The sequence below is a fragment of the Pontibacter locisalis genome (genome assembly GCF_042684605.1).
Classification (GTDB): domain Bacteria; phylum Bacteroidota; class Bacteroidia; order Cytophagales; family Hymenobacteraceae; genus Pontibacter; species Pontibacter locisalis.
This window is the reverse complement of record NZ_JBHULU010000002.1, coordinates 76,519-95,953: the sequence shown is the minus strand read 5'-3', so window position 1 is coordinate 95,953 and position 19,435 is coordinate 76,519. Positions and strand designations below refer to the sequence as shown.

Annotated in this window: 18 protein-coding genes; 8 read left to right on the top strand and 10 right to left on the bottom strand. The window is 41.9% G+C overall.

The window, feature by feature from the left end; genetic code table 11:
* Window positions 1-15: 15 nt before the first annotated feature.
* Window positions 16-1,515, bottom strand: coding sequence for a hypothetical protein (locus ACFSRY_RS01490; RefSeq protein ID WP_377502701.1), 1,500 nt, complete (start codon window positions 1,513-1,515; stop codon window positions 16-18).
* A gap of 29 nt (window positions 1,516-1,544) precedes the next feature.
* Window positions 1,545-2,948: a hypothetical protein gene (locus ACFSRY_RS01485; RefSeq protein ID WP_377502699.1), complete on the bottom strand. Its 1,404-nt coding sequence runs from the start codon at window positions 2,946-2,948 to the stop codon at window positions 1,545-1,547.
* A 385-nt stretch (window positions 2,949-3,333) separates the two neighbouring features.
* On the opposite strand from ACFSRY_RS01485, the gene ACFSRY_RS01480 reads away from it, so the two are divergent.
* The 5 genes from ACFSRY_RS01480 (at window position 3,334) to ACFSRY_RS01460 (ending at window position 8,278) form a co-directional block, all read left to right on the top strand.
* Complete coding sequence (locus tag ACFSRY_RS01480) at window positions 3,334-3,513, top strand: hypothetical protein (protein WP_377502697.1); 180 nt, start codon at window positions 3,334-3,336, stop codon at window positions 3,511-3,513.
* Window positions 3,514-3,679: 166 nt separating this feature from the next.
* Window positions 3,680-5,296 (top strand): ABC transporter substrate-binding protein, encoded by a 1,617-nt coding sequence (locus ACFSRY_RS01475; RefSeq protein ID WP_377502694.1) that lies wholly within the window; start codon window positions 3,680-3,682, stop codon window positions 5,294-5,296.
* A 9-nt stretch (window positions 5,297-5,305) separates the two neighbouring features.
* On the top strand, window positions 5,306-6,688 hold the full coding sequence (locus ACFSRY_RS01470) for an ABC transporter permease (RefSeq protein WP_377502692.1): 1,383 nt from the start codon (window positions 5,306-5,308) through the stop codon (window positions 6,686-6,688).
* Entirely contained in the window at window positions 6,685-7,776 is a 1,092-nt protein-coding gene (locus ACFSRY_RS01465; protein ID WP_377502689.1) for an ABC transporter permease, read from the top strand. The genes ACFSRY_RS01470 and ACFSRY_RS01465 overlap by 4 nt, the downstream gene beginning before the upstream one ends.
* A 241-nt stretch (window positions 7,777-8,017) precedes the next feature.
* A complete protein-coding gene (locus ACFSRY_RS01460; RefSeq protein WP_377502687.1) occupies window positions 8,018-8,278 on the top strand; it encodes a hypothetical protein in 261 nt (86 codons plus the stop codon).
* Window positions 8,279-8,394: 116 nt separating this feature from the next.
* Here ACFSRY_RS01460 and ACFSRY_RS01455 read toward each other — a convergent pair whose 3' ends face one another.
* Window positions 8,395-8,775, bottom strand: coding sequence for a hypothetical protein (locus ACFSRY_RS01455; RefSeq protein ID WP_377502685.1), 381 nt, complete (start codon window positions 8,773-8,775; stop codon window positions 8,395-8,397).
* A gap of 266 nt (window positions 8,776-9,041) precedes the next feature.
* Here ACFSRY_RS01455 and ACFSRY_RS01450 point away from each other — a divergent pair, with 266 nt between their 5' ends.
* Complete coding sequence (locus ACFSRY_RS01450) at window positions 9,042-9,332, top strand: hypothetical protein (RefSeq protein WP_377502683.1); 291 nt, start codon at window positions 9,042-9,044, stop codon at window positions 9,330-9,332.
* Between the two features lie 111 nt (window positions 9,333-9,443).
* On the opposite strand, the gene ACFSRY_RS01445 is transcribed toward ACFSRY_RS01450, so the two are convergent.
* The 6 genes from ACFSRY_RS01445 to ric form a co-directional block, all read right to left on the bottom strand.
* On the bottom strand, window positions 9,444-9,914 hold the full coding sequence (locus tag ACFSRY_RS01445; RefSeq protein WP_377502681.1) for an RrF2 family transcriptional regulator: 471 nt from the start codon (window positions 9,912-9,914) through the stop codon (window positions 9,444-9,446).
* A gap of 31 nt (window positions 9,915-9,945) precedes the next feature.
* Complete coding sequence (locus tag ACFSRY_RS01440) at window positions 9,946-10,260, bottom strand: metal-sulfur cluster assembly factor (RefSeq protein WP_377502679.1); 315 nt, start codon at window positions 10,258-10,260, stop codon at window positions 9,946-9,948.
* On the bottom strand, window positions 10,241-11,548 hold the full coding sequence (locus tag ACFSRY_RS01435; RefSeq protein ID WP_377502676.1) for a hypothetical protein: 1,308 nt from the start codon (window positions 11,546-11,548) through the stop codon (window positions 10,241-10,243). The genes ACFSRY_RS01440 and ACFSRY_RS01435 overlap by 20 nt, the downstream gene beginning before the upstream one ends.
* A 2-nt stretch (window positions 11,549-11,550) precedes the next feature.
* A complete protein-coding gene (locus tag ACFSRY_RS01430) occupies window positions 11,551-12,363 on the bottom strand; it encodes a DUF2249 domain-containing protein (protein ID WP_377502674.1) in 813 nt (270 codons plus the stop codon).
* Window positions 12,364-12,378: 15 nt separating this feature from the next.
* Window positions 12,379-12,873 carry a hemerythrin domain-containing protein gene (locus ACFSRY_RS01425; RefSeq protein ID WP_377502672.1) on the bottom strand — a complete coding sequence of 165 codons (495 nt, stop codon included), beginning with the start codon at window positions 12,871-12,873 and terminating at the stop codon, window positions 12,379-12,381.
* A gap of 76 nt (window positions 12,874-12,949) precedes the next feature.
* Window positions 12,950-13,909 (bottom strand): iron-sulfur cluster repair di-iron protein, encoded by a 960-nt coding sequence (gene ric / locus ACFSRY_RS01420; RefSeq protein WP_377502670.1) that lies wholly within the window; start codon window positions 13,907-13,909, stop codon window positions 12,950-12,952.
* A gap of 203 nt (window positions 13,910-14,112) precedes the next feature.
* On the opposite strand from ric, the gene ACFSRY_RS01415 reads away from it, so the two are divergent.
* A complete protein-coding gene (locus tag ACFSRY_RS01415) occupies window positions 14,113-17,394 on the top strand; it encodes a vitamin B12-dependent ribonucleotide reductase (protein WP_377502668.1) in 3,282 nt (1,093 codons plus the stop codon).
* Between the two features lie 130 nt (window positions 17,395-17,524).
* Complete coding sequence (locus ACFSRY_RS01410; protein WP_377502666.1) at window positions 17,525-17,917, top strand: group III truncated hemoglobin; 393 nt, start codon at window positions 17,525-17,527, stop codon at window positions 17,915-17,917.
* Here the strand turns inward: ACFSRY_RS01410 and ACFSRY_RS01405 are convergent.
* Entirely contained in the window at window positions 17,907-19,259 is a 1,353-nt protein-coding gene (locus tag ACFSRY_RS01405) for a hypothetical protein (RefSeq protein ID WP_377502664.1), read from the bottom strand. The genes ACFSRY_RS01410 and ACFSRY_RS01405 overlap by 11 nt on opposite strands.
* Window positions 19,260-19,435 lie beyond the last annotated feature (176 nt).

Here is a 19,435-nt window from a genome sequence, read left to right as displayed (position 1 = left end):
ACTGCTACAGCATATTTAAGCTAAGGTTTTACTACGCTCCTCAACAATTTCTATCACCAGCTCCCACAGGTGTTCATAAGGCACAATTTCAACTTCAGAGAAGGCATCGCCTGGCAGCGGTGTATTACTAAGCTTTTCAAACATTTTGTTTCCTTTGCTCTTTATTTTTTGACAATTAAAGTCCTCTTTGAAAACAAGTATAAGGAACCTTAAAAACAGCCTTGCTCTCTCTGCCTTCGGTCCGCGTAGATACTTGGATATATACTTCCTCAGTCTCTCCACATTCGCTTCATGATCCTCAATATCAGGATTGGATAGTTGTTCAAAAGTATCAAGCACAAGGATCGCAATGTTATACCCTTCTTTGTCTTTTGGTAGTACAGAAAAAGCAGAAACAGCTTGATAATCTTTTTCTACAAAGTCAATCTTAATTCGATATGTCAAAATAACTAAACAGTAGCGTCTGAATATCTCCCATCTCTCTAAATGTGCTACCGGCAGGTTCAGAATGCTATTACAATCTACTGCTGTTCTGTATTTTTGATAAAACAGCGTATAATTCTTTGAGTGCAAAGCCAGAAGCAGGTAATTTTCAAGGAAGGCAAACCAGTTTATTGAACCTACATGGAAATGAGGAAGGTATTGTTCTGCTAACTGTAATCCTTTTCCATACTGCTTTGTCTGTAAATGTGCATATACCATTGCATAACTGTTGAATCTATAGTTAAACCAGTTTGTATGCACAACTCCCTGCTTAACCAGTTCTTCAGCTTTACTTATAATATCTGCAACCGCAGTATAATTACCTTGCAACTCCTGATACTGTATGCTAAAAAAATGGTAATAGTGAAATATTCGGGATGACTTGGTTGTAGTCCAAAGCTGTTCCAGCTTAGTTATATCCTTTGGCAAATTGTCTAGCAATTTCGAGCGAACACCATCGAATGCTTTCGCATTCATAGTTCTATCTAAGAAAATTTTATTAGCTTCTCGCTCAGCTCTTTCTATTACATAATAATGTTCAAGCTTTTTTATCCCCTGGGAATACTTTTTCTTATCACAAAGTGAATTGCTAATCCACTGTTTCTGCTCCAGAATTGGAACAATGTACTCATTTACCTCATTTTCTTTAGCAAGTGTTAATGCCTGATCAAGTATTTTATCAGCCAGTTTGAATTCACTTACAGATTTCAAGCTCTCAACTTCAAAAAGCATAGAGGCACACTGCACCTTTACAAGGTTAATAGGGGAAAACTTACTCTCAGGTAGCTCTAAAAAATGAACATGATTTATTAGCTTTTTCTTAATCCGAGACTTAAGCATTCTGTAGTTTGCAGAAAGATTCTTTGCTCCATATAGTTTATATGCAGCCTCTTCATCTGTCTTTACTTCAGCGTCTCTAACTAAATTAAAGAGCCTAGTATCTAAATTACCACTGTCCTGGAAATTAATTAATGGAGACAATTTTGAGTTATAGTTCTGAACAAGCCTCACCAATCTTATCAACTCTTCCATTTATCTTACTTTAAGCATGAATGCCTTAATCAGGTATTATGAGTTTCTAAAATCTCTAAAATAGACATCCACAAATGCTCATATGGTACTATCTCAATTTCTGAGTAAGCGTCTCCTGGGGGAGGAGTAGATAGTAGCTTATCATAATGCTTCTGCCCCTTCTTTCGGCAAAGCTCAGGATTAAAATCTTCTGTTACAGTAAGTACCAAAAGTTTCAGAAAAAGCTTACTTCGTAGGCTGAAGGCATCCTTAAGGTGCGTATGAATATACTTCTTTAAGCTTTCAATCCGGTAAATTAGAGCCTCAAGATCTTTCTTCTGCAGGAAGAAGTAAAATTGAAGAATGAGTATAGCAACATTAGAACCTTGTTTATCCTTACTTTGCTCTGGTAAAGAAATTAAATAAGGATTTGACGCCTTTGTAAACTGTTTATCTCCACTTATGATAGATAAGTATGCTTGATAAAGCTGCCATCTCTCTTTGGCAACAGGAGTGATTCTTTGATAGTAGTTGTTGTTAAATACCTTATCTAGTAAAACTTTAGCCAGATCATATTTCTGAGAATGAAGAGCCAAAAGGAAGTAGTTCTCCAGGTAGGCAAACCAGTTTATAGAATTTTGGTTAAAGTCAATTAAGTATCTTTCTGCATAAAATAACCCCTTATCATATTTCAAAGCTCTTAAATGCGAGTATACTAATATGTACTTGTTGTAGTTGGCATCAAACCTTGAACTTAAAACTTCACCTTTTTCTACTAAATTCTCAGATAGAACAGTTAATTCAACAATTTTAGAAAAGTCCCCTATTAACTCATAATACCATATATATGCTTTATAGTAAGAGTTAAAAGAATCAAATGTTCTACTTAATCTCCAAAGTCTCTCCAGCTGCTTAACATCATTTTTGAGTTGAGGCAAGTACTCTCTTCTTGATTTAACAGATTTATTTAATTGTATCTTTATCAATTGAAACAAACTAACAGCTTCTCTATCAAAAGCTTTCTTTCTAAGCAGTTCATCTAAGCGCTGTTTGTGCTTCTGAAAGTCCTTCAATGAGCCTAGTTCTGAATTACAAAACAAAATTATCTCTAGTGCAGCTATTTCCTGATTAATTAAATCATATTCTTTAGCTGCTGCGATAACTTTCTTCACATTAAGTTCCGCCAGTTTGTAATCATACTGCTTCAAAAAAAGATTAGCATTATGCAAAAGCATATAACACTCCTGTTCATGCTTAACGTAAGGTTTTACTTTGAGCTTTTGGTAGTTTAGCAGGAAAAGATTATTATAAAATTTTTTCTTTACCCTATGCTTCAGCATCTTATACCGCACATCATTTGGATTAGTACCATATAAATCCAAAGCTGCCTGTTCATCCGTTTCATAACTTCTGTTTAATAGCTTAGAAACAAAGTTCCCTTCCTTCCCTTTCATATTTCGATCTGGAAAGGAATAAGTAACACTGTTACAAAACATTAGCATTCTAGAAAGGGCATTTAGCTCATTCATAAATAAAGTAGATAATTAAATAATTATTAAACATAGCTATATTTGAAGATAGTGGAGTGCAGGCGTCAAAATATTAGTCCTGACAATAAGTTCAAGATGTTTTTGACTCAGTTTAAAAGTTACTTTTTAAGGTTTATTTTCAAATAAATTTCGTTAAAAATGACCTCTAATATATATATATTAATTATTACTAGCCATTTTTATAATTATTTATTTTATTGATGATAGTTACCTATAGACTTTAATATTCTTTTTTTTTATTCAAAAAGTTAAACACTTTTGTCATACCATTAACCCTAAAACTATTAATATGCTATCACTTATTGTTGCAATCGTTGTAAGCCTCACTGTTGGCACTTCTACAGACTTGCCAGCTAACCAAAACCCTAACACAGGAAACACTACTGAAAAGCCTGCCAAGGAGAAGAGCAAGACATCTGATCCTACACTAGGAACAATGGGTGGAACCGGTCACTGGGCTGAAGGTTGATTTATATTCTAATTTATTTTTTCTCTATATTGCCCTTAGTTAATTATCTAGCCAAAGGGTGATTTAAATGCGAAGAATAAGTTTACTCCTACTTAGTTTTTTATTCCTATTAAGCTTTTGCAGCCAACCAGAACGCCAGCCAGAAGAAGTTAGAGTACGGCTGGCTATGGAGCCTGAAACGCTTAGTCCGGTAAACTACAGCGACGTTGGAGCTATTCAAATTATTAATCTGCTATTCCAGAGCCTGCTAGGTGCAGACCTGGCAGGAGATCAGATTAAACCGGTTCTGGCTGCCCGTATGCCTGAAGTGTCTAGAAGTGACTCTACGACACTTTATACATATGAAATTAGAGAGGAAGCCACCTGGGCTGACGGATCACCTGTAACGGCAGCAGATGTTGCTTTTACTTTGAAGGTTTTAAAAGCTCCTTTGTTAAATAATGAGCGTTTAAAGCCACAGGTTGAATTTATCAGGGATATACAGCCGGATGAGGCTAATCCCCGTAAGTTTACCTTTGTTTGTGAAGGTTATGCTCCTGAAATGGAGTTGATGACGGGAGACTTTTTTATTCTTCCGGCCTATTTATTTGACCCAAAAGGGTTACTAAATGCTTACAAGCTTTCTGAACTGCAGGACGATCTTTCCAAGCTAGAAAACAAACAGAACCTAGAAGCCTTCGCTAGCAGGTTCAACAGCGCCGACTTTAACCGGAGCAAAGAACTACTCCAGGGGAGCGGCGGTTACCTGGTGGAGAACTGGGTGCCTGGTCAATATATTACGCTCCGCCGCAAAGCTGGCTGGTGGGCAAAAGATATTGATGCAGATCATCTCACAGCCAATCCTGAGCTAATTAGCTTTCATATTATTCCCGACAATACAACTGCGCTTCTCGCTTTAAAAAACAGGCAACTGGATGTTCTGGAGAAAATAGAAGCTGCTGAGTTTAACCAGCTCCGAAAGGACAGCTCCTTTATCCGTGATTACGCCCTTTATGCTCCTAACTCCTATGAATTTGCTTATGTAGGCTTAAACAGTCGCCTGCCAAAACTATCTGATAAACGCACACGCCAGGCTATCTCCCATCTCCTGAATGTGAACAGCATGATCAAGGTGTCGCAACAGGGGTATGCCTCTCCTACCGTTGGACCTGTACCTCCCACTTCAAAGTCTCTTTATAACACAAACCTTAAGCCTGTAGATTTTAATATCAATAAAGCTAAGGTGTTGCTAAAAGCAGCTGGTTGGGAGTGGTCAGGTGATGGATGGTTTAAACTTATCAACGGAGAAAGAACCCAGCTTACGTTGGAGGTAAATTATCGTGCAGGTAATACCGGTTTTGAAAACGCCGCACTGATTTTTCAGCAAAGCGCAGCAAAAGCCGGAATACCTGTTACAGTTCAGGCGATGGAAGCAAGCCTGTTTGGGCAAAAGTCTAAGGCACATGAATTTGAAATGTTCTTTCGCTCACTATCGGGAAACCCCTTCATCTTTAACTTCAAACCACTACTACATACCTCTTTTGCAGGTATTGGCGGCCTGAACTATACGGGATTTGGAAACGAGATGAGCGATAAGCTTTTAGATGAGATAAACGCGGCTTCTACTCCTGAAGAGAAATCAAGGTTGCTAAAGAAGCTCCAGGAAGTACTTTACGAAGAGGCTGCTTTCATTTCACTGTATTACCATAAAGATAAGCTAGCGGTACACAGGCGTTTTGATAACATCAAAGTTTCCGGCCTAAGCCCAAATTACGACGTAAGTTCATTTTCCCTGAAAAATTAACAGCACCTGATGCTGCCTTTTCTGCTTAAGCGACTTCTCTTAGCCTTACCAGCCCTTTGGTTGCTGGCCACGGTTATTTTTGTACTCAGCAGGCTTTTACCAGGTCCCTCGGGTGCTGAACAAATCCTGCAAGAGAATGGAGGTTATTACAACAAAGGGAGCGTAGAGAGTAGACAGGAAGCCTACAGGTCCTATCTCAAGAGAACAGGGCAAGATTTGCCTCTTTTTTATTTTTCATTGAAAGCAGGCACACAGCCTGACACGCTCGACCTTGTATTTCCGGAATCTGATCGCCTGCTTCTGCAGCGCCTGAGCTGGCATTATGGGAATTGGCCCTTGGTAGCTGCTTATTTTAAAAGTCTTAAGAACGTAGAGGTAGCTTTAGGCCACGCCAGCTCTATTCAGGAGTTAGAGTTGCTCTATACAAGTACCAGCCCGGAATACATACAAGCTCATCTTAACGCATTGGCTGGAACTACTGCTGGCTCTCAGGCAACAGCAGAAATACAGGAACTGAAAATAGCCGCCGCAAAACTTATTGATCAGCAAAACAAGCTGGCCTTTCTAACTCCATCCCTTCAGTGGCACGGTTATGACAACCAATATCACCGCTGGCTAACAGATTTATTTTCCGGCAACACGGGCAACTCGTACAGAGATTTGCGACCAGTTCACGATGTACTTTTTGAGGCTATTGGAAATACCTTCTGGCTAGTATTATTTAGCATAATAGTAGCATTTGGGATATCGCTGGAATTAAGCCTGCAAATGACCATCGGAAAGGTGAAGACGCTAAAAAAGATTCTCCTTCCATCCCTTTTTCTAATGGATAGCATTCCATTGTTTTTGCTTGCCCTCCTCCTACTGGTGCTTTTTGCCTCTCCTGCGTTTGTGCAATGTTTTCCTGTTTTTGGGATGAGCATTCCTGCTGGCACAACTTCCACCTCAAAGCTGGCACTCTTGTATAACCAGTTACCTCATATGGCCTTACCAGCTATATGCCTCATATTGGCAAACATACCTTTTCTTACTACCCTTATTTATAGAAAGATTTCAGAGGAGGCGAAAACAGATTATGCAAGAACAGCCAGAGCTAAAGGCCTGACTGAATCACAGGTAATCAGACGCCATGTACTTCGCAATTCTCTACTACCTGTTATCACAATATTAACCGATGCACTACCGGCTCTGATAGCAGGAACAGTGGTAGTAGAGACTATTTTTGCCATACCAGGAATGGGAAGGTTGCTGGTTAATTCAGTTATGTCCCGTGACTACCCTGTAATAGTAGCCATTGTGCTTGTAGTAGCAACATTCAGGGTGTTAGTATATTTGTTAGCAGATATTGGTTATGGATTGGCAGACCCCAGAACCAGGCAACAGAACGTATGAAACAGCTACTTAGAGAAATAAAACACCTCTGGGAGGAGAAGACAGGCTTTAAGGCAGCAGCTATTTATCTGTCTCTTATCATAGCAGTAGTTGTTCTTTTACCTTTTATACCCTTACCCTTCAGTCCAAATGAATTGGATCTGGAAAACCCATTTCAAAGACCATTTGACTGGAACGCTGAAAGCGCTACAGGCCATGTACATTGGCTGGGCTCAGATGCCCTTGGTCGGGATGTGCTGGCAAACGTTCTATTTGGCGCACGTTCTGCCTTTTTCATAAGTTTCCCCATTATGCTGATTGCTTCAGGCATCGGCTTGGTTTTGGGTATAGGCGCAGGTTATTTTGGGGATTCAGTATTTACTATTAGCCGTGCGGGTCTTGTAGTCGCTTGTCTTGCTGCTCTGTCTTTCTTTTACTTTGGCCTTTACCTTCCTTCAAACCTCTATTCCCTTCACTTTAGCTTTGATTATATCTTTCTAAGCATTGCTATACTTATCATAATATTTACACTATTAACTAAAGTAATACATCCACTTATAACAAAATGGAACTTCCTCAGTTCTAGCTTTCCTTTCCCGGTTGATTATCTTGTTTTACGAATAATAGAGGCTTTAAATAGCATCCCAAGTCTTTTGTTGATCCTGGTGATTGCTTCTTTTCTACCCCCCTCTATTTTTCTGCTTTCAATTTTAATTATTACTGTAAGCTGGACCTCTACCGCCAGGCTAGCACGCGCCGAAACTTTAAGGATAAAACAACTTCCTTATTTTGAGGCTGCTAAAAGCCTGGGCGTTCCCCAGAAGCGTTTACTTGTTAAGCATGTATTACCTAATTTATTAGGTCCTGTTGTGGTGAGTTTTAGTTTCGGACTGGCAGGTTTACTGGCCCTGGAGGCAACTCTTTCTTTTCTCGGGATTGGCTTACCTACTACTTTCGTGAGTTGGGGAAGAACCATTGCAGGAATTAAGTCTAATACTTCGGCCTGGTGGCTGGTTGCATTTCCTGGGGCTGCTTTAGCCCTAACCGTACTGGCTCTACAAACTATTAGCTACCACCTGCTAAATCTTATTCAGGAGAAAAAGCATTAACAAAGTTACTTTTTAGCGTTTTTACTCCTCTTTTAAAAGCTCATAAATAGTATATTTTAAATATATAGCACAACTAATATTGCTAAAGTTAAAGCTCACGGCGATATGACAGCATAATACAACAAATTAAACCCTCTTTCAGGCCTTACAAGCAATGTTACCTTTAAACTCAATTTTTCCTGTTTCATAAATGAGATACTACCTATACTTGTATTAAGTATGAACCCAAACCCACTGAAACATGAGCTTGATAAGAAAAACACTATTGGCAGAACCTACTAATAGCTACACTGCTACTGGCAGGTCTCTTTTGTCAGGAAAGCTTAGTCAGGAGCAGAAAGAGGAGATGTTTGACTTCTCCACTATAGATGGAGGTATGGTAAATCATAATGCCGGATCATTGGCAATCAGCAGTGGATCAGGAATTTTTATAGGAGACTATTTTGTAGGAGTTAGTGACAGCTACCAATCCATCAGCAATTTACCTTTTGTACGGTACTAATGTACTTCACATAAAAAGACTTTAAAATCCCTTTATTTAATTGGTTAGTTAATTTGTTAGTTGTTTGTGTTAATTAGGCGATAAGCCCTGTGGTCCCCTCTGCAGGGCTTTTGCTATTATGCCTGAGCGTTAAGTAACCAATCCATTGCTTTTTCACGCTCTGCGAAACTCTGAACGGTAAAATGATACTGTTCTTCTTTGCTCATAACATCAACAATGTTACCCATCACCATTTGCCCGAGTGTACAACCGTCTGAAATTCTAGCCATCCGCTTAATTCCATTATACTCAAGCAAGGGAAAGCAATAATTCAGAAGCCAGGCTTCTTCTGTAACTCTAGTTGTGTTAGAATTTCTAACATCTGAAACAAAAAACTTTACCTGCCTTGTTGTCAACACTTTAGCTACGTTGTCTATTGCTTCCTGAATGTTATCATCTGTAATGTATCCGTACCACATGATTTCCAATAAGCTTAAAGCTTCATTGTACTTTATCATGTAGTTATTTGTAGGTTTTGTAAAATGCATACCCCTCAAATTGTTATCAAACCCTTCTATACGTGCTTTGTTATAGTTGCTTTCACCTTAGTCATAGAAGTTGTATTACTACATATTTGTATAAATAATTGAATATTGTTCACGTTGGCTACAGGCTCTTACGTAATTTTTCAGGAACCATATACCCTCTGTTAAAAAATTAGTAAAACATTTATGCCATTTTTCAAGTTTGGATATACATATTGTAAAACCAAAAAATAAAACCTATGGAAACAAATGCGAGAGATTTGAAAAACAAAGCAGAAGACTTAAAGACCAAAGCAGACAGTTATAATCCACAGCACAAGGAAGGACCTGTAGCTAGAACTATTGAAGAGTATACCGCCAAGATACCATCCGATGTGTATTTGTGGGCTGCTTTAGGATCAATGGGTGTATCTGCCACGCTTAAAGTAATGAGAAAAGATGAGGAAGCTTTGTTTGTTGGACAATGGGCGCCTTCTTTTTTACTGTTAGGTATATACAACAAACTTGTAAAACAATTAGGAAGTGACTAATCCCAGAGATGGATTACTTATACTTAAACCAGAAAGAGTAGGCAAATGCCTCCTCTTTCTGGTTTAATACCTTTAAGAATTTTTTTATGCTTTTCTTCCAAAGCCGAAAAATCAAACAGCTTGTTTGTCCGGGGCTTCTTCCTCTCTTATGTTAGTTATAAAAAACTCTCCTGTATCTATTCCATCTACCAAATCCTGAATAGTCTTTGTTTTGAAGATCTTTAGCAGATGATCCCGATATGTTTTGATATCGTTATGGAGCGGACAGGGGTGCGTGTCTGAACAATGTTTCATGCCCATTCCACACTTTTTAAATGCACCAAGCCCATCTATTGTCCTTACAACTTCCAACACGCTAATCTGATCGGCAGACCTGTGCATATAGAACCCTCCATGTGGACCCTTAATGGAGGCTATCACATCTTTTCTTACCAGGTCCTGGAGAATCTTGCCTATAAAATGACCAGGTAATTCAAGCTCCTTTGCTATTTCTTTTATTCCTACGTTGTACCCTCCCCTGCTCTGCATGGCGATATACACAATGGCACGTAAGGCATATTCAGTTGTCTTTGAAAGTATCATCTTCCGTTCGATTTGCGGCTGCGAATATATGTTACTTATTGTTCAGTTGCCTTATCCCCTCTTCACTTATCCTGTCAGTCGTCCAGAGAGGCAACCAAACCAGATCCACCTTTACCTCCAGGTTCGGAAATAACCTTAACAGTACCTGTTCCGCAGCGGTTTTTATAGTACCACTCATAGGACATCCGGGAGTAGTAAGGGTAAGCTCCACCTGCAGGACATTCTCTTTAAGGCTTACTTTATAAACAAGTCCAAGATCTACAATGTTAATCCCGATTTCAGGATCTATAATCATCCTCAGTGCTTCGTAAGCATCAGATGCTATATTAAACTCCTGCTTTTCCATAAGTAAAGGGTTTAAGATCTCTCGCTTTGTGTAACAGTATCTGAAAAACGTTGACAGTGTATAAAACAGATGTAAGCGTGAAAGCAATAGCTCCGGCAAGTATAATTGACTCCTGGCCTAGCATTACTCCGCATATCAAGCCAAGGAGTCCAACCAGATAGCAGATGTTTTGCCACCACAAAAGGTGGTGGTTGTACAGGTCTTTCGGCAGGGGAGTCTTGCACTTTCCAACATGAGTTTCATATACATGCATCCAGACAATGAAAGGGAGAGTTTTAAAAGTCTGCCCCAGGATGAGCGCAGTCACAAAGCCCAGAAAAACGGAAATGCCATATACTAAATAAACCGAAGACATTATTTGCTGTGAAATTCCAAAGTCACCGCTTACAAAGATTACAAGCACTAAGGGCAAAAGCAGGAGCGCAAGTGCAACAAAGGTTTGCTTCACTCCAAGCTCCATGTCCTTGCGTTGCATAGTACCTACAGCTTCAATCAAATACAGCAGAAAAAGGAGCAAGCCACCAGCTACAAGACCTGCACATAAAAGTGAGGCTCCTAAGCGTAACAGCATATGATCGAAAACAAACAACACCAGTCCACCATTAATCAGGTTATAGGCCCAGTTCAGCTTTTGAGGCCCCTTTGGGTGCATCAGCAGAAACATCGGGATAAGTTTGGCTCCTACCCCGATGATAAGAAGCAGAAACCAACCTACCATACCTATATGAGCATGTAGTTTCAGATAATGCACATGTTCTTCAGGTAGAAAAGCGAACGTAAAGTTCAGGGCCATCAGCAGGCCAACCAACCCTGTTATGAGAAGCCAGATAGAAGATGTTACAATGAAATCTGCCTCAATCGTCCATTTGGGTGCTCTTCTGGCTGTCTGAATGATATTTAAGTTAAAAAGAAGAAAAGCCATAAACAGCAGGCAAGCAGACAGGTGCATTGTCCATCCCACCTGGAAGTGCCAGAAGGAGTAAGCCAGTATTCCGGTTCCTGCACCCAGCAAAAGGAATGTATAAGCTGCCAGCCGTTCACTAAACAATCTGCAATCCAGTATTACAGGTAGCAACTGGTAAAGAGCTCCGAAAATAATCATTGTGGCCCATCCTAATACAGCAACATGCGTCAGGGTGAGCAGCTTTGGATGAAAGTAATGGCCATTGAAGGCATCAGTAGAAAACAACAGCAGCATACTGAGCACCACAAAAGAAAGGGCAGCAAAGGCATAGTGTGGTAATACAACCCACTTAGCAGGAGAGTTTGAAACAGATGCTGTGCTCATAGTTATAGCTTTCTATAAATCAGTAGATGAACATCGGGAGGTGCGGCCTCTTTCACAGCAACTTCATAACCCCGTTCCTTCAGTTTCGGCAGTAGAAAATGTGGAACCTTTCTGTGTGTCACGAAAAGCGCCTCAGTAGCCGGTAAGATCTCAAGCTCATTAAGAATTGTAACCATTGGCTGGGGCATCTCAAGGTGGCGCACATCCAGGTTCCTAATTCTGCCTTCATAGTTGTTCACTATAACATCAAAGTCTGGAGTCTCTGGTTCACATACATGCGCTTCTGCTCCGGAAGACATAATTAGCCAGAAATAAGTATGTACCAAGTCCTCGTTTAACACTTCTGTGTAAGACTCATAGCCCTTCTTTTTCAGGATATCTATAAGTGGTGTAGGCTCAAAGGTATTTACAAGCTGTAAAGCCTTATTTCCCTTCACCTTATCCAACGAATCCATAATCTTCAGAAAAGGATCATTACCTGAGGAAATATCTTCTCTTACATCCAGTACCTGAAAGTTTTCCTGTGTCAGTTGCCTCAGGTAAGATGGTTTGTCGGCTACTACTCCTGGCTTAGCAAGAGGTTCAGGAGCTGAGTTGTGTTTAAATCCCAGCGGCTCAAGGCACTTGTAAAATTCCTCTATGGAGCACCCGCCAATGCGTGCAGCATCAGCAATGGTAACGCGTGAAGCCAGTACTTTACGCAACAGCGGGTTTCGCAACTTATCAAAGTGCCTGTTAATAGAAGCAATAGCTTCTATCGCATCAGGATTGGCTTTAAGTATAGCTGAAATCTTAGTATTAGCTGCTATTTCCATGGCTATGATGCGATCTTACTTAATCCAGAACTCAGGAGTAAAAGAGTCTTTCTTTAGCTGATGTTTTTGTTCCAGGAGTTTTCCTGTGATTTCTAGTTCTCCGGCACCAACTACAGCCTGTAGGTAAGGAAACAGCTCACGCTCCTCCCAACGAATATGATCAATCAGGTCCTGCTGTAAGGTCTGGAAGAGATCCTGTGTCAGGTTAAGTTTTTTCCCCTCACAAATGATTTCGATGATTTCATGCAGTAGCCGATGCTCTTCTTCCATCCTGATCTGGGCTGTATCATTCTTTGGCAGCAATCTTTGCAGGAGCCACTCCTCCTCTTCGCAATGCTCCTTCAGTATGTTGTTCCAGAAATAGCAAACATAGTCTCCGATTACCTGCAAGTCAGCTCCGTTTTTTATTCCCTCCCGTATTTTCCAGCAGAACAAAAGTCCGAAATGGTGTTCACGTGAAAGTGGAACCAAGCTCTTGTCTCGCTTTTGTGGTTTGATAGCCTTTTCCATCGCTTCGGTGGGATAATCCCTTTTAAATATTAAGGAGAGTAGGCCGCTTGATTTATAAAACAGCCTACCCTTTAAACTACTTCAGCACTTCTTTCTCCAGCTCAAGTGCTTTAGGAAACAGCACATTGTTTTCCAGGTGGATATGCCTGAAAAGGTCATCCTCAAACTCCTGGAGCTTTTTAAAAGCCACTGTGTAAGTGGCGCATGCATCAGCTGGCAAAATGTAATTGTTAGTTAGTTCACGTATTGCCTCCAGCTCATTTCCTGCATGTTCATGCTCCATTTCCATCATGTTTATAGGATTCTGAATAGAGCCAAAAGCAGGCTTTTCAAGTTTTACATTATTTTTCCTGGCTTCTTCCAGCTGCTTAATATATGGGAAAAGCACGCGCTCTTCTTTAGGCATATGCGCCTCCAGTTCATTGGCTATGTTTGTGAAATGCTTCGCTACTTCCAATAACTCAGGGTGCCGACTGCCATGTACCCGGGCTATTTTGGCTGTATACTCATAAATTGCCGGAATTGCATCCCGCACATACGTGTGGTGCATGTTTTCTATGTAATCCGCAAGAAAGGAAGGTGACCACTTGTCAAAATCAGCTTCACGGCCTTTCTCAGCCTTTTCTGTTGCTAACAACTCCTGCTCCAGTTGGTCAGGGTTGACTCCCTTTTCTTCACAAGCCTGTTTTACCGATTTTTTACCTCCACAACAAAAGTCAATCCCATACTTTTTAAACACTTGTGCTTTGCGGTAGTCCTTCGCCACCAACTCTCCCACTGTCTCCCCCTCTTCTGGTGTTAATTTGGATATCTTCACTTCCCATACTTCGGGCCCTTGCAGCAGGTATTCCCATTTAAACGTATTGCCCCGTTCTCCAAGCAACTGGTAGTAGAGTGGCTTCGGATCGTGGTCGTTATGAATAACGAAAGCCTCCCCACCTTTACGGTTGTCAAACCATTCAAAAATGGTAGGATGCTTCATGCGTGGCTCAAGGATTGTTACATCCAGCTTTTCAATGTTTTCTGTGGTTTCCATGTCTTAAGATTAAAAGTCTGTACTCAATCACCATAACAAAAGTATAGACTGCTTCAGATAACAAAAGTATAGACTGCTTCAGATAATAAAAGACACAAAAGTCTTTTATTAAAATGATCTTCATCATTCTTTTCCCGCTGATTTTACAGGACTTTTGAAGACCTCTATCAATTCTAAAGTCACAATAAGATCCTCTCTACCTCATGAAAAAGAGCTCTTCATCCGTTCCTAAAAAAGGCATATCCATTAAGAGACTGTTTACTTCAGCACAGCAACAACCTTATGACATGTTCAGCTATGAACTCAGGTCTTCCACCATCAGAACCCCCTCCGGCAGCGTAGTCGCCGAGATCAATAATGTGGAGGTTCCGGCTGGGTGGTCTCAGATTGCGACTGATATTCTGGCACAGAAATACTTGCGTAAAGCAGGAGTACCGCAGCCGGATAGCAGCACAGGACCTGAGACTTCAATAAAGCAAGTTGTACACCGGTTAGCCAGTTGCTGGCAACAGTGGGGGAAGCAGTACAACTATTTCAAAACTGAAGAGGATGCGCAGGTATTCTATGATGAGACGGTTTATATGCTGCTGGGGCAGTATGCTGCTCCCAACTCACCACAGTGGTTTAATACAGGCCTTTATGAGTCTTATAAGTTGAAAGGAAAGGCCCAGGGGCATTTCTATGTTGATCCGGCTACAGGTAAAGTAGCACAATCAGCATCAGCTTACGAGCGCCCACAACCACATGCTTGTTTTATCCTGGCCGTAGAGGATGATTTGGTTAATAAAGGGGGGATTATGGACCTGTGGGTACAGGAAGCACGTATTTTCAAATATGGTTCAGGAGTAGGCTCCAACTTTTCCAGTATCAGGGGAAAAGATGAGAAACTAGAAGGCGGGGGTACTTCATCGGGCCTCATGTCTTTCCTCAAAATCGGGGACAGAGCGGCAGGTGCCATCAAGTCAGGAGGTACTACACGAAGGGCGGCAAAAATGGTAAGCCTTGATCTGGATCACCCGGAGATCATAGAATTTATAAACTGGAAGAAGGAGGAAGAAAGGAAAGTAGCAGCATTGATAGCCGCGGGATATAGTTCTGACTATAACGGAGAGGCTTACCAAACGGTATCAGGACAAAACTCAAATAACTCAGTACGTATTCCTAACAGTTTCTTCAAGGCCTTACACACGAATGGTGACTGGAAACTGACAGCACGTACGGATGGGCATGTGGTAAAAACTATCCCTGCAAGTGAATTATGGGAGCAAATTTCAGAAGCAGCCTGGGCCTGCGCAGATCCGGGCCTGCAGTTCGACACGACCATTAACGAGTGGCATACCTGTCCTGCCGAGGGACCTATACGAGCCTCTAACCCCTGCTCCGAATACATGTTCCTGGACAATACCGCCTGTAACCTCGCCTCTTTAAACCTTACGAAGTTCTATGATTCAGCAAAAAAAGAATTTGATGTAGAAGCCTACGAGCATGCCTGCCGTCTTTGGACAGTGGTGCTTGATATATCTGTGCAGATGGCGCAATTCCCATCTGAGGCTGTGGCACAACGCTCTTACGATTACCGCACCATTGGCTTAGGTTATGCTAACTTAGGTGCTCTGCTCATGATACAGGGCCTGCCGTATGACAGCAAAGAAGCACGCACAGTGGCTGGTGCTCTAACCGCTATCATGACAGGCACAGCTTACAAGACATCGGCTGAACTGGCAGCCGTACTTGGTGCTTTCCCAAAGTATGCTTCGAACAGAGAGTCTATGCTTCGTGTGGTTCTTAATCACAGCTATGCTGCACATAACACTCCCCAAAAGTATGATGGTCTTTCCATAAATCCCGAACCACTTGACCCGGCGCTTTGTCCGGAGAGTCTATACAATGCTGCTTGCCAGGCTTGGGAAAAGGCCGTGGACCTTGGTATAAAGCATGGCTTCAGAAATGCACAGGCTACAGTAATAGCCCCCACTGGCACCATTGGTTTGCTAATGGATTGCGACACGACTGGCGTTGAGCCTGACTTTGCCCTGGTGAAGTATAAAAAACTGGCGGGTGGTGGTTATTTCAAAATCATAAACCACTCTATACCGATTGCACTCAAACAGTTGGGTTATGATCAGGAGCAGATTCAGGCAATTGTCAGTTACGCCAAAGGCCACGCTACCTTACAGGGGTGCCCACACGTTACCCCTACCTCACTACAGGCATTGGGCTTTACAAAAGAAGAATTGGCTGCACTGGAACGCAGGCTCCCAACTGCTTACGATCTGTCATCTGCTCTCTCAGTGCACGTTCTGGGAGAGGACACGATGCAGCGCCTGAACATTGCCCCTGAGCAATACAGCCAGCCAGGCTTCAGCCTGCTCCGTGCAATGGGTTTCACGGAGAAACAAATAGAAGAGGCTAACGATTTTGTGTGCGGCACCATGACCACAGAGGGTGCACCATACCTGAAATCAGAACACTATGCTGTGTTTGACTGTGCCAATCGCTGCGGCAACAAAGGCACCCGTTTTATAAAAGCAGAAGGACATATCAGGATGATGGCAGCTGTTCAGCCTTTTATTTCCGGAGCCATTTCCAAAACGATTAACCTCCCTAACGAAACAACAGTGGAGGATGTAGCTGCTTGCTATGAGTTATCGTGGGAACTTGGGTTGAAAGCCTGCTCCCTTTACCGTGACGGCAGCAAGCTCTCACAGCCGCTCTCTTCCGGTAACAGTAAAAAAGGAGAAGACAAGCAGTCTGATCATTTACAAATCAGTCAGGATGCAGAACAGGTTCTAAAAGCAGCCCAGGCCATTCTTTCCAACTCAGCAAACGAGAAATTCCGGCAGCAGCTCTCGCATATGGTAGAACGCCGCAAGTTACCAGACAAACGTAACGGCTTTACCCAAAAAGCTAAGATAGACGGACACACTGTATACATCAGAACAGGCGAGTACGCAGATGGCTCTCTGGGCGAAGTGTTCATCGACATGTACAAAGAAGGTGCTTCCTTCAGGTCCATACTCAACTGCTTTGCCATTGCCGTATCGCTGGGCCTACAGTATGGCGTTCCGCTAGAAGAATTTGTAAACCGTTTTACCTTTACCCGCTTTGAGCCGGCTGGTCGTGTGGAGCACCCCAACATTAAATCAGCAACCTCCGTGTTTGATTACTTGTTTCGTTTGCTGGGTTACGAGTACCTCAACAGGGATGATCTGGTGCATGTAAAATCAGAAAAATCCGAAGATTCTATAGATAAAAACTTAACACCTCCGGCAACACTGGCTCAAACAAACGCTGGGCCAGCTGGAAACGAGGCAGAATACAAAGTAGTGACACAAAGCCGCACACTTCTTATGGAGCAAACCCAACAGGTGTTGGCCTCCATGATGGGAGATGCCCCCGTATGTAATGTCTGCGGACATATTACCATTCGCTCCGGCACCTGTTACAAGTGTTTGAACTGTGGAAATAGCTTGGGATGTAGTTAATTTGCAGGAATCAGAAAATCAGAACTTACTTGTAGAATAGACTTCTGGCAGGTAAGTTCTGATTCTCTCGCTTCAAATTTGAATTACCCAGTTGAAAAGAATGTTAAATGATTACCTTCAGCTAAATCAAATGGCAGATAAAAAAGAAATTCTACACCTGGATGATGTCAAGCTATTAGTAGACACATTCTACACCAGAGTAAGAGCAGACGACCTGTTGGGACCAGTTTTCGAGGAGAGGATCAAGGATAACTGGGCCAGGCATCTGGATATCATGTACCGCTTCTGGCAAACGGTACTTCTCGGAGAGTTAACTTACCAGGGTAGTCCTGGCCAAAAACATATTACCTTGCCTGTAGATGAGGCACATTTTGAGAGGTGGCTCAACATCTTCTACCAAACTTTAGACGAGTTATTTACCGGTGAAAAAGCAGTGGAAGCAAAGTGGCGGGCGGAAAGAATGGCTGAAATGTTCTCTTCCAAAATCGCGTATTTTAAAAGCCGGTCGGGTGCTATACTTTAACGCATTTCTTCTCGGCACATTCTCTCTGTAGCCTAATTTCATCCCGGACTTTCGCTTCATTATTCCTACTTCCGCTTAACTGGCCCAGGAAAAACAGCAGTATTCCTACAGGTAAAAGAATACTCACTCCAAAAAGAAAGTTATTGTAAAAGGGAATTGCACCCGCCATTAACCAAAAGAGTAGCCCCTGCACAAAGAGCATTGACTCTGAGCTTATAAAACCGAGTAAAAACAGACCCATACCCCACCTGCTTATTCCATGCTTAAAGCTTAGCCACCCTTGCTGCGTAAAAAAAGCAAATAGAAAAATACTGATAAACCCAATGAGTACCAGGTGAAGATAGCCGATAATAAAAAGGCGAAGCCGGAAGGCTAATTCTGCCATATAAGGGAAAGCTGAAGCGAACTGCATTCCTGTTTTAAATAAGAAAGCCACAGCCGCAAGTATAAATAATCTGCGGCTCCATCTGCCAAACAATATCAGGATCTGCCTGTGTAGGGGCACCAGCATAACGAGTAAAATAATCAATGCCACTACCTGTACAAAAGCAGCCACTCCACTTACCAGGTATATGTTGGCATCCGGCTTTGTCCAGAGTACCGACAACAGGTAAGCAGGTATACATGACCAAAACATTAGTCTGAAAAACAGGACAGCTAACTTGCTGTTAAAAGAAACCTGGTAGTACTCCAGCAGCCAGAAAAGAAGGCCCAGCACGGAGAAGGTAAACCACCCATTATACTGAAAATGCAGGTAGAAATAGATGGCATTGAAGTACATTTCACTACCGATATGCCCCAATGCCATAATTGGTCCCATTACCCAGGGTCCCAAAGAAGAAATAGCTAAAAAAAACAGGGCCGCCTTCACAAACTTCAGTGATAATCTGTGCTCTCCCATGTTTATCTTTGCCTTTCCTGCATCTCTCAGAAACTGATAAATAAACCAGTAGCTTAGCAGCATGTGAGCCGTTGAAAAAGTGATGGAAACTGCTGCATAACCTTGTACCGGAAAACTGAAAAGCATCCCAAGCACCGCCCCCTGAGACAGCCAGAATTGCCAGGTATACGTTTTTTGATTTCGTGATTCCTGGGGGAGAAAAGTAACAAGCAAGGCGACAAAGACTGCAGTATAAAGCCACCCTAGCAATGCCACATGCGAATGTGCATGCAATAAAAACTTATAGTTGATTTCTTTAATCGCCCCCACAAACATCCATCGCAGCAGCAGCCCCAGGAAAGCCACTATCACCAGGTTGAGAAACGCCACCAGCAGCCAGTTTCGTTTCGCGTGTAAGTCCGGTTTAAGGTAATCTGGAAAGGTCACAGGTATCATCTTCATCAGCCTCTAGAGTATATGTACTGCCAGTGTTCTCTGCGCTGCACTACCAGTTACTTCACCAACCTGACCCTAGCTCCATAGATAAGTGCTTTTGCAAAGTATGGAGAAGTATGAGAAGATGAGTCTACTGCCTTGGGTTTTTTACAAGTGTAACCTAAACCCTTTTAGCATAAAAT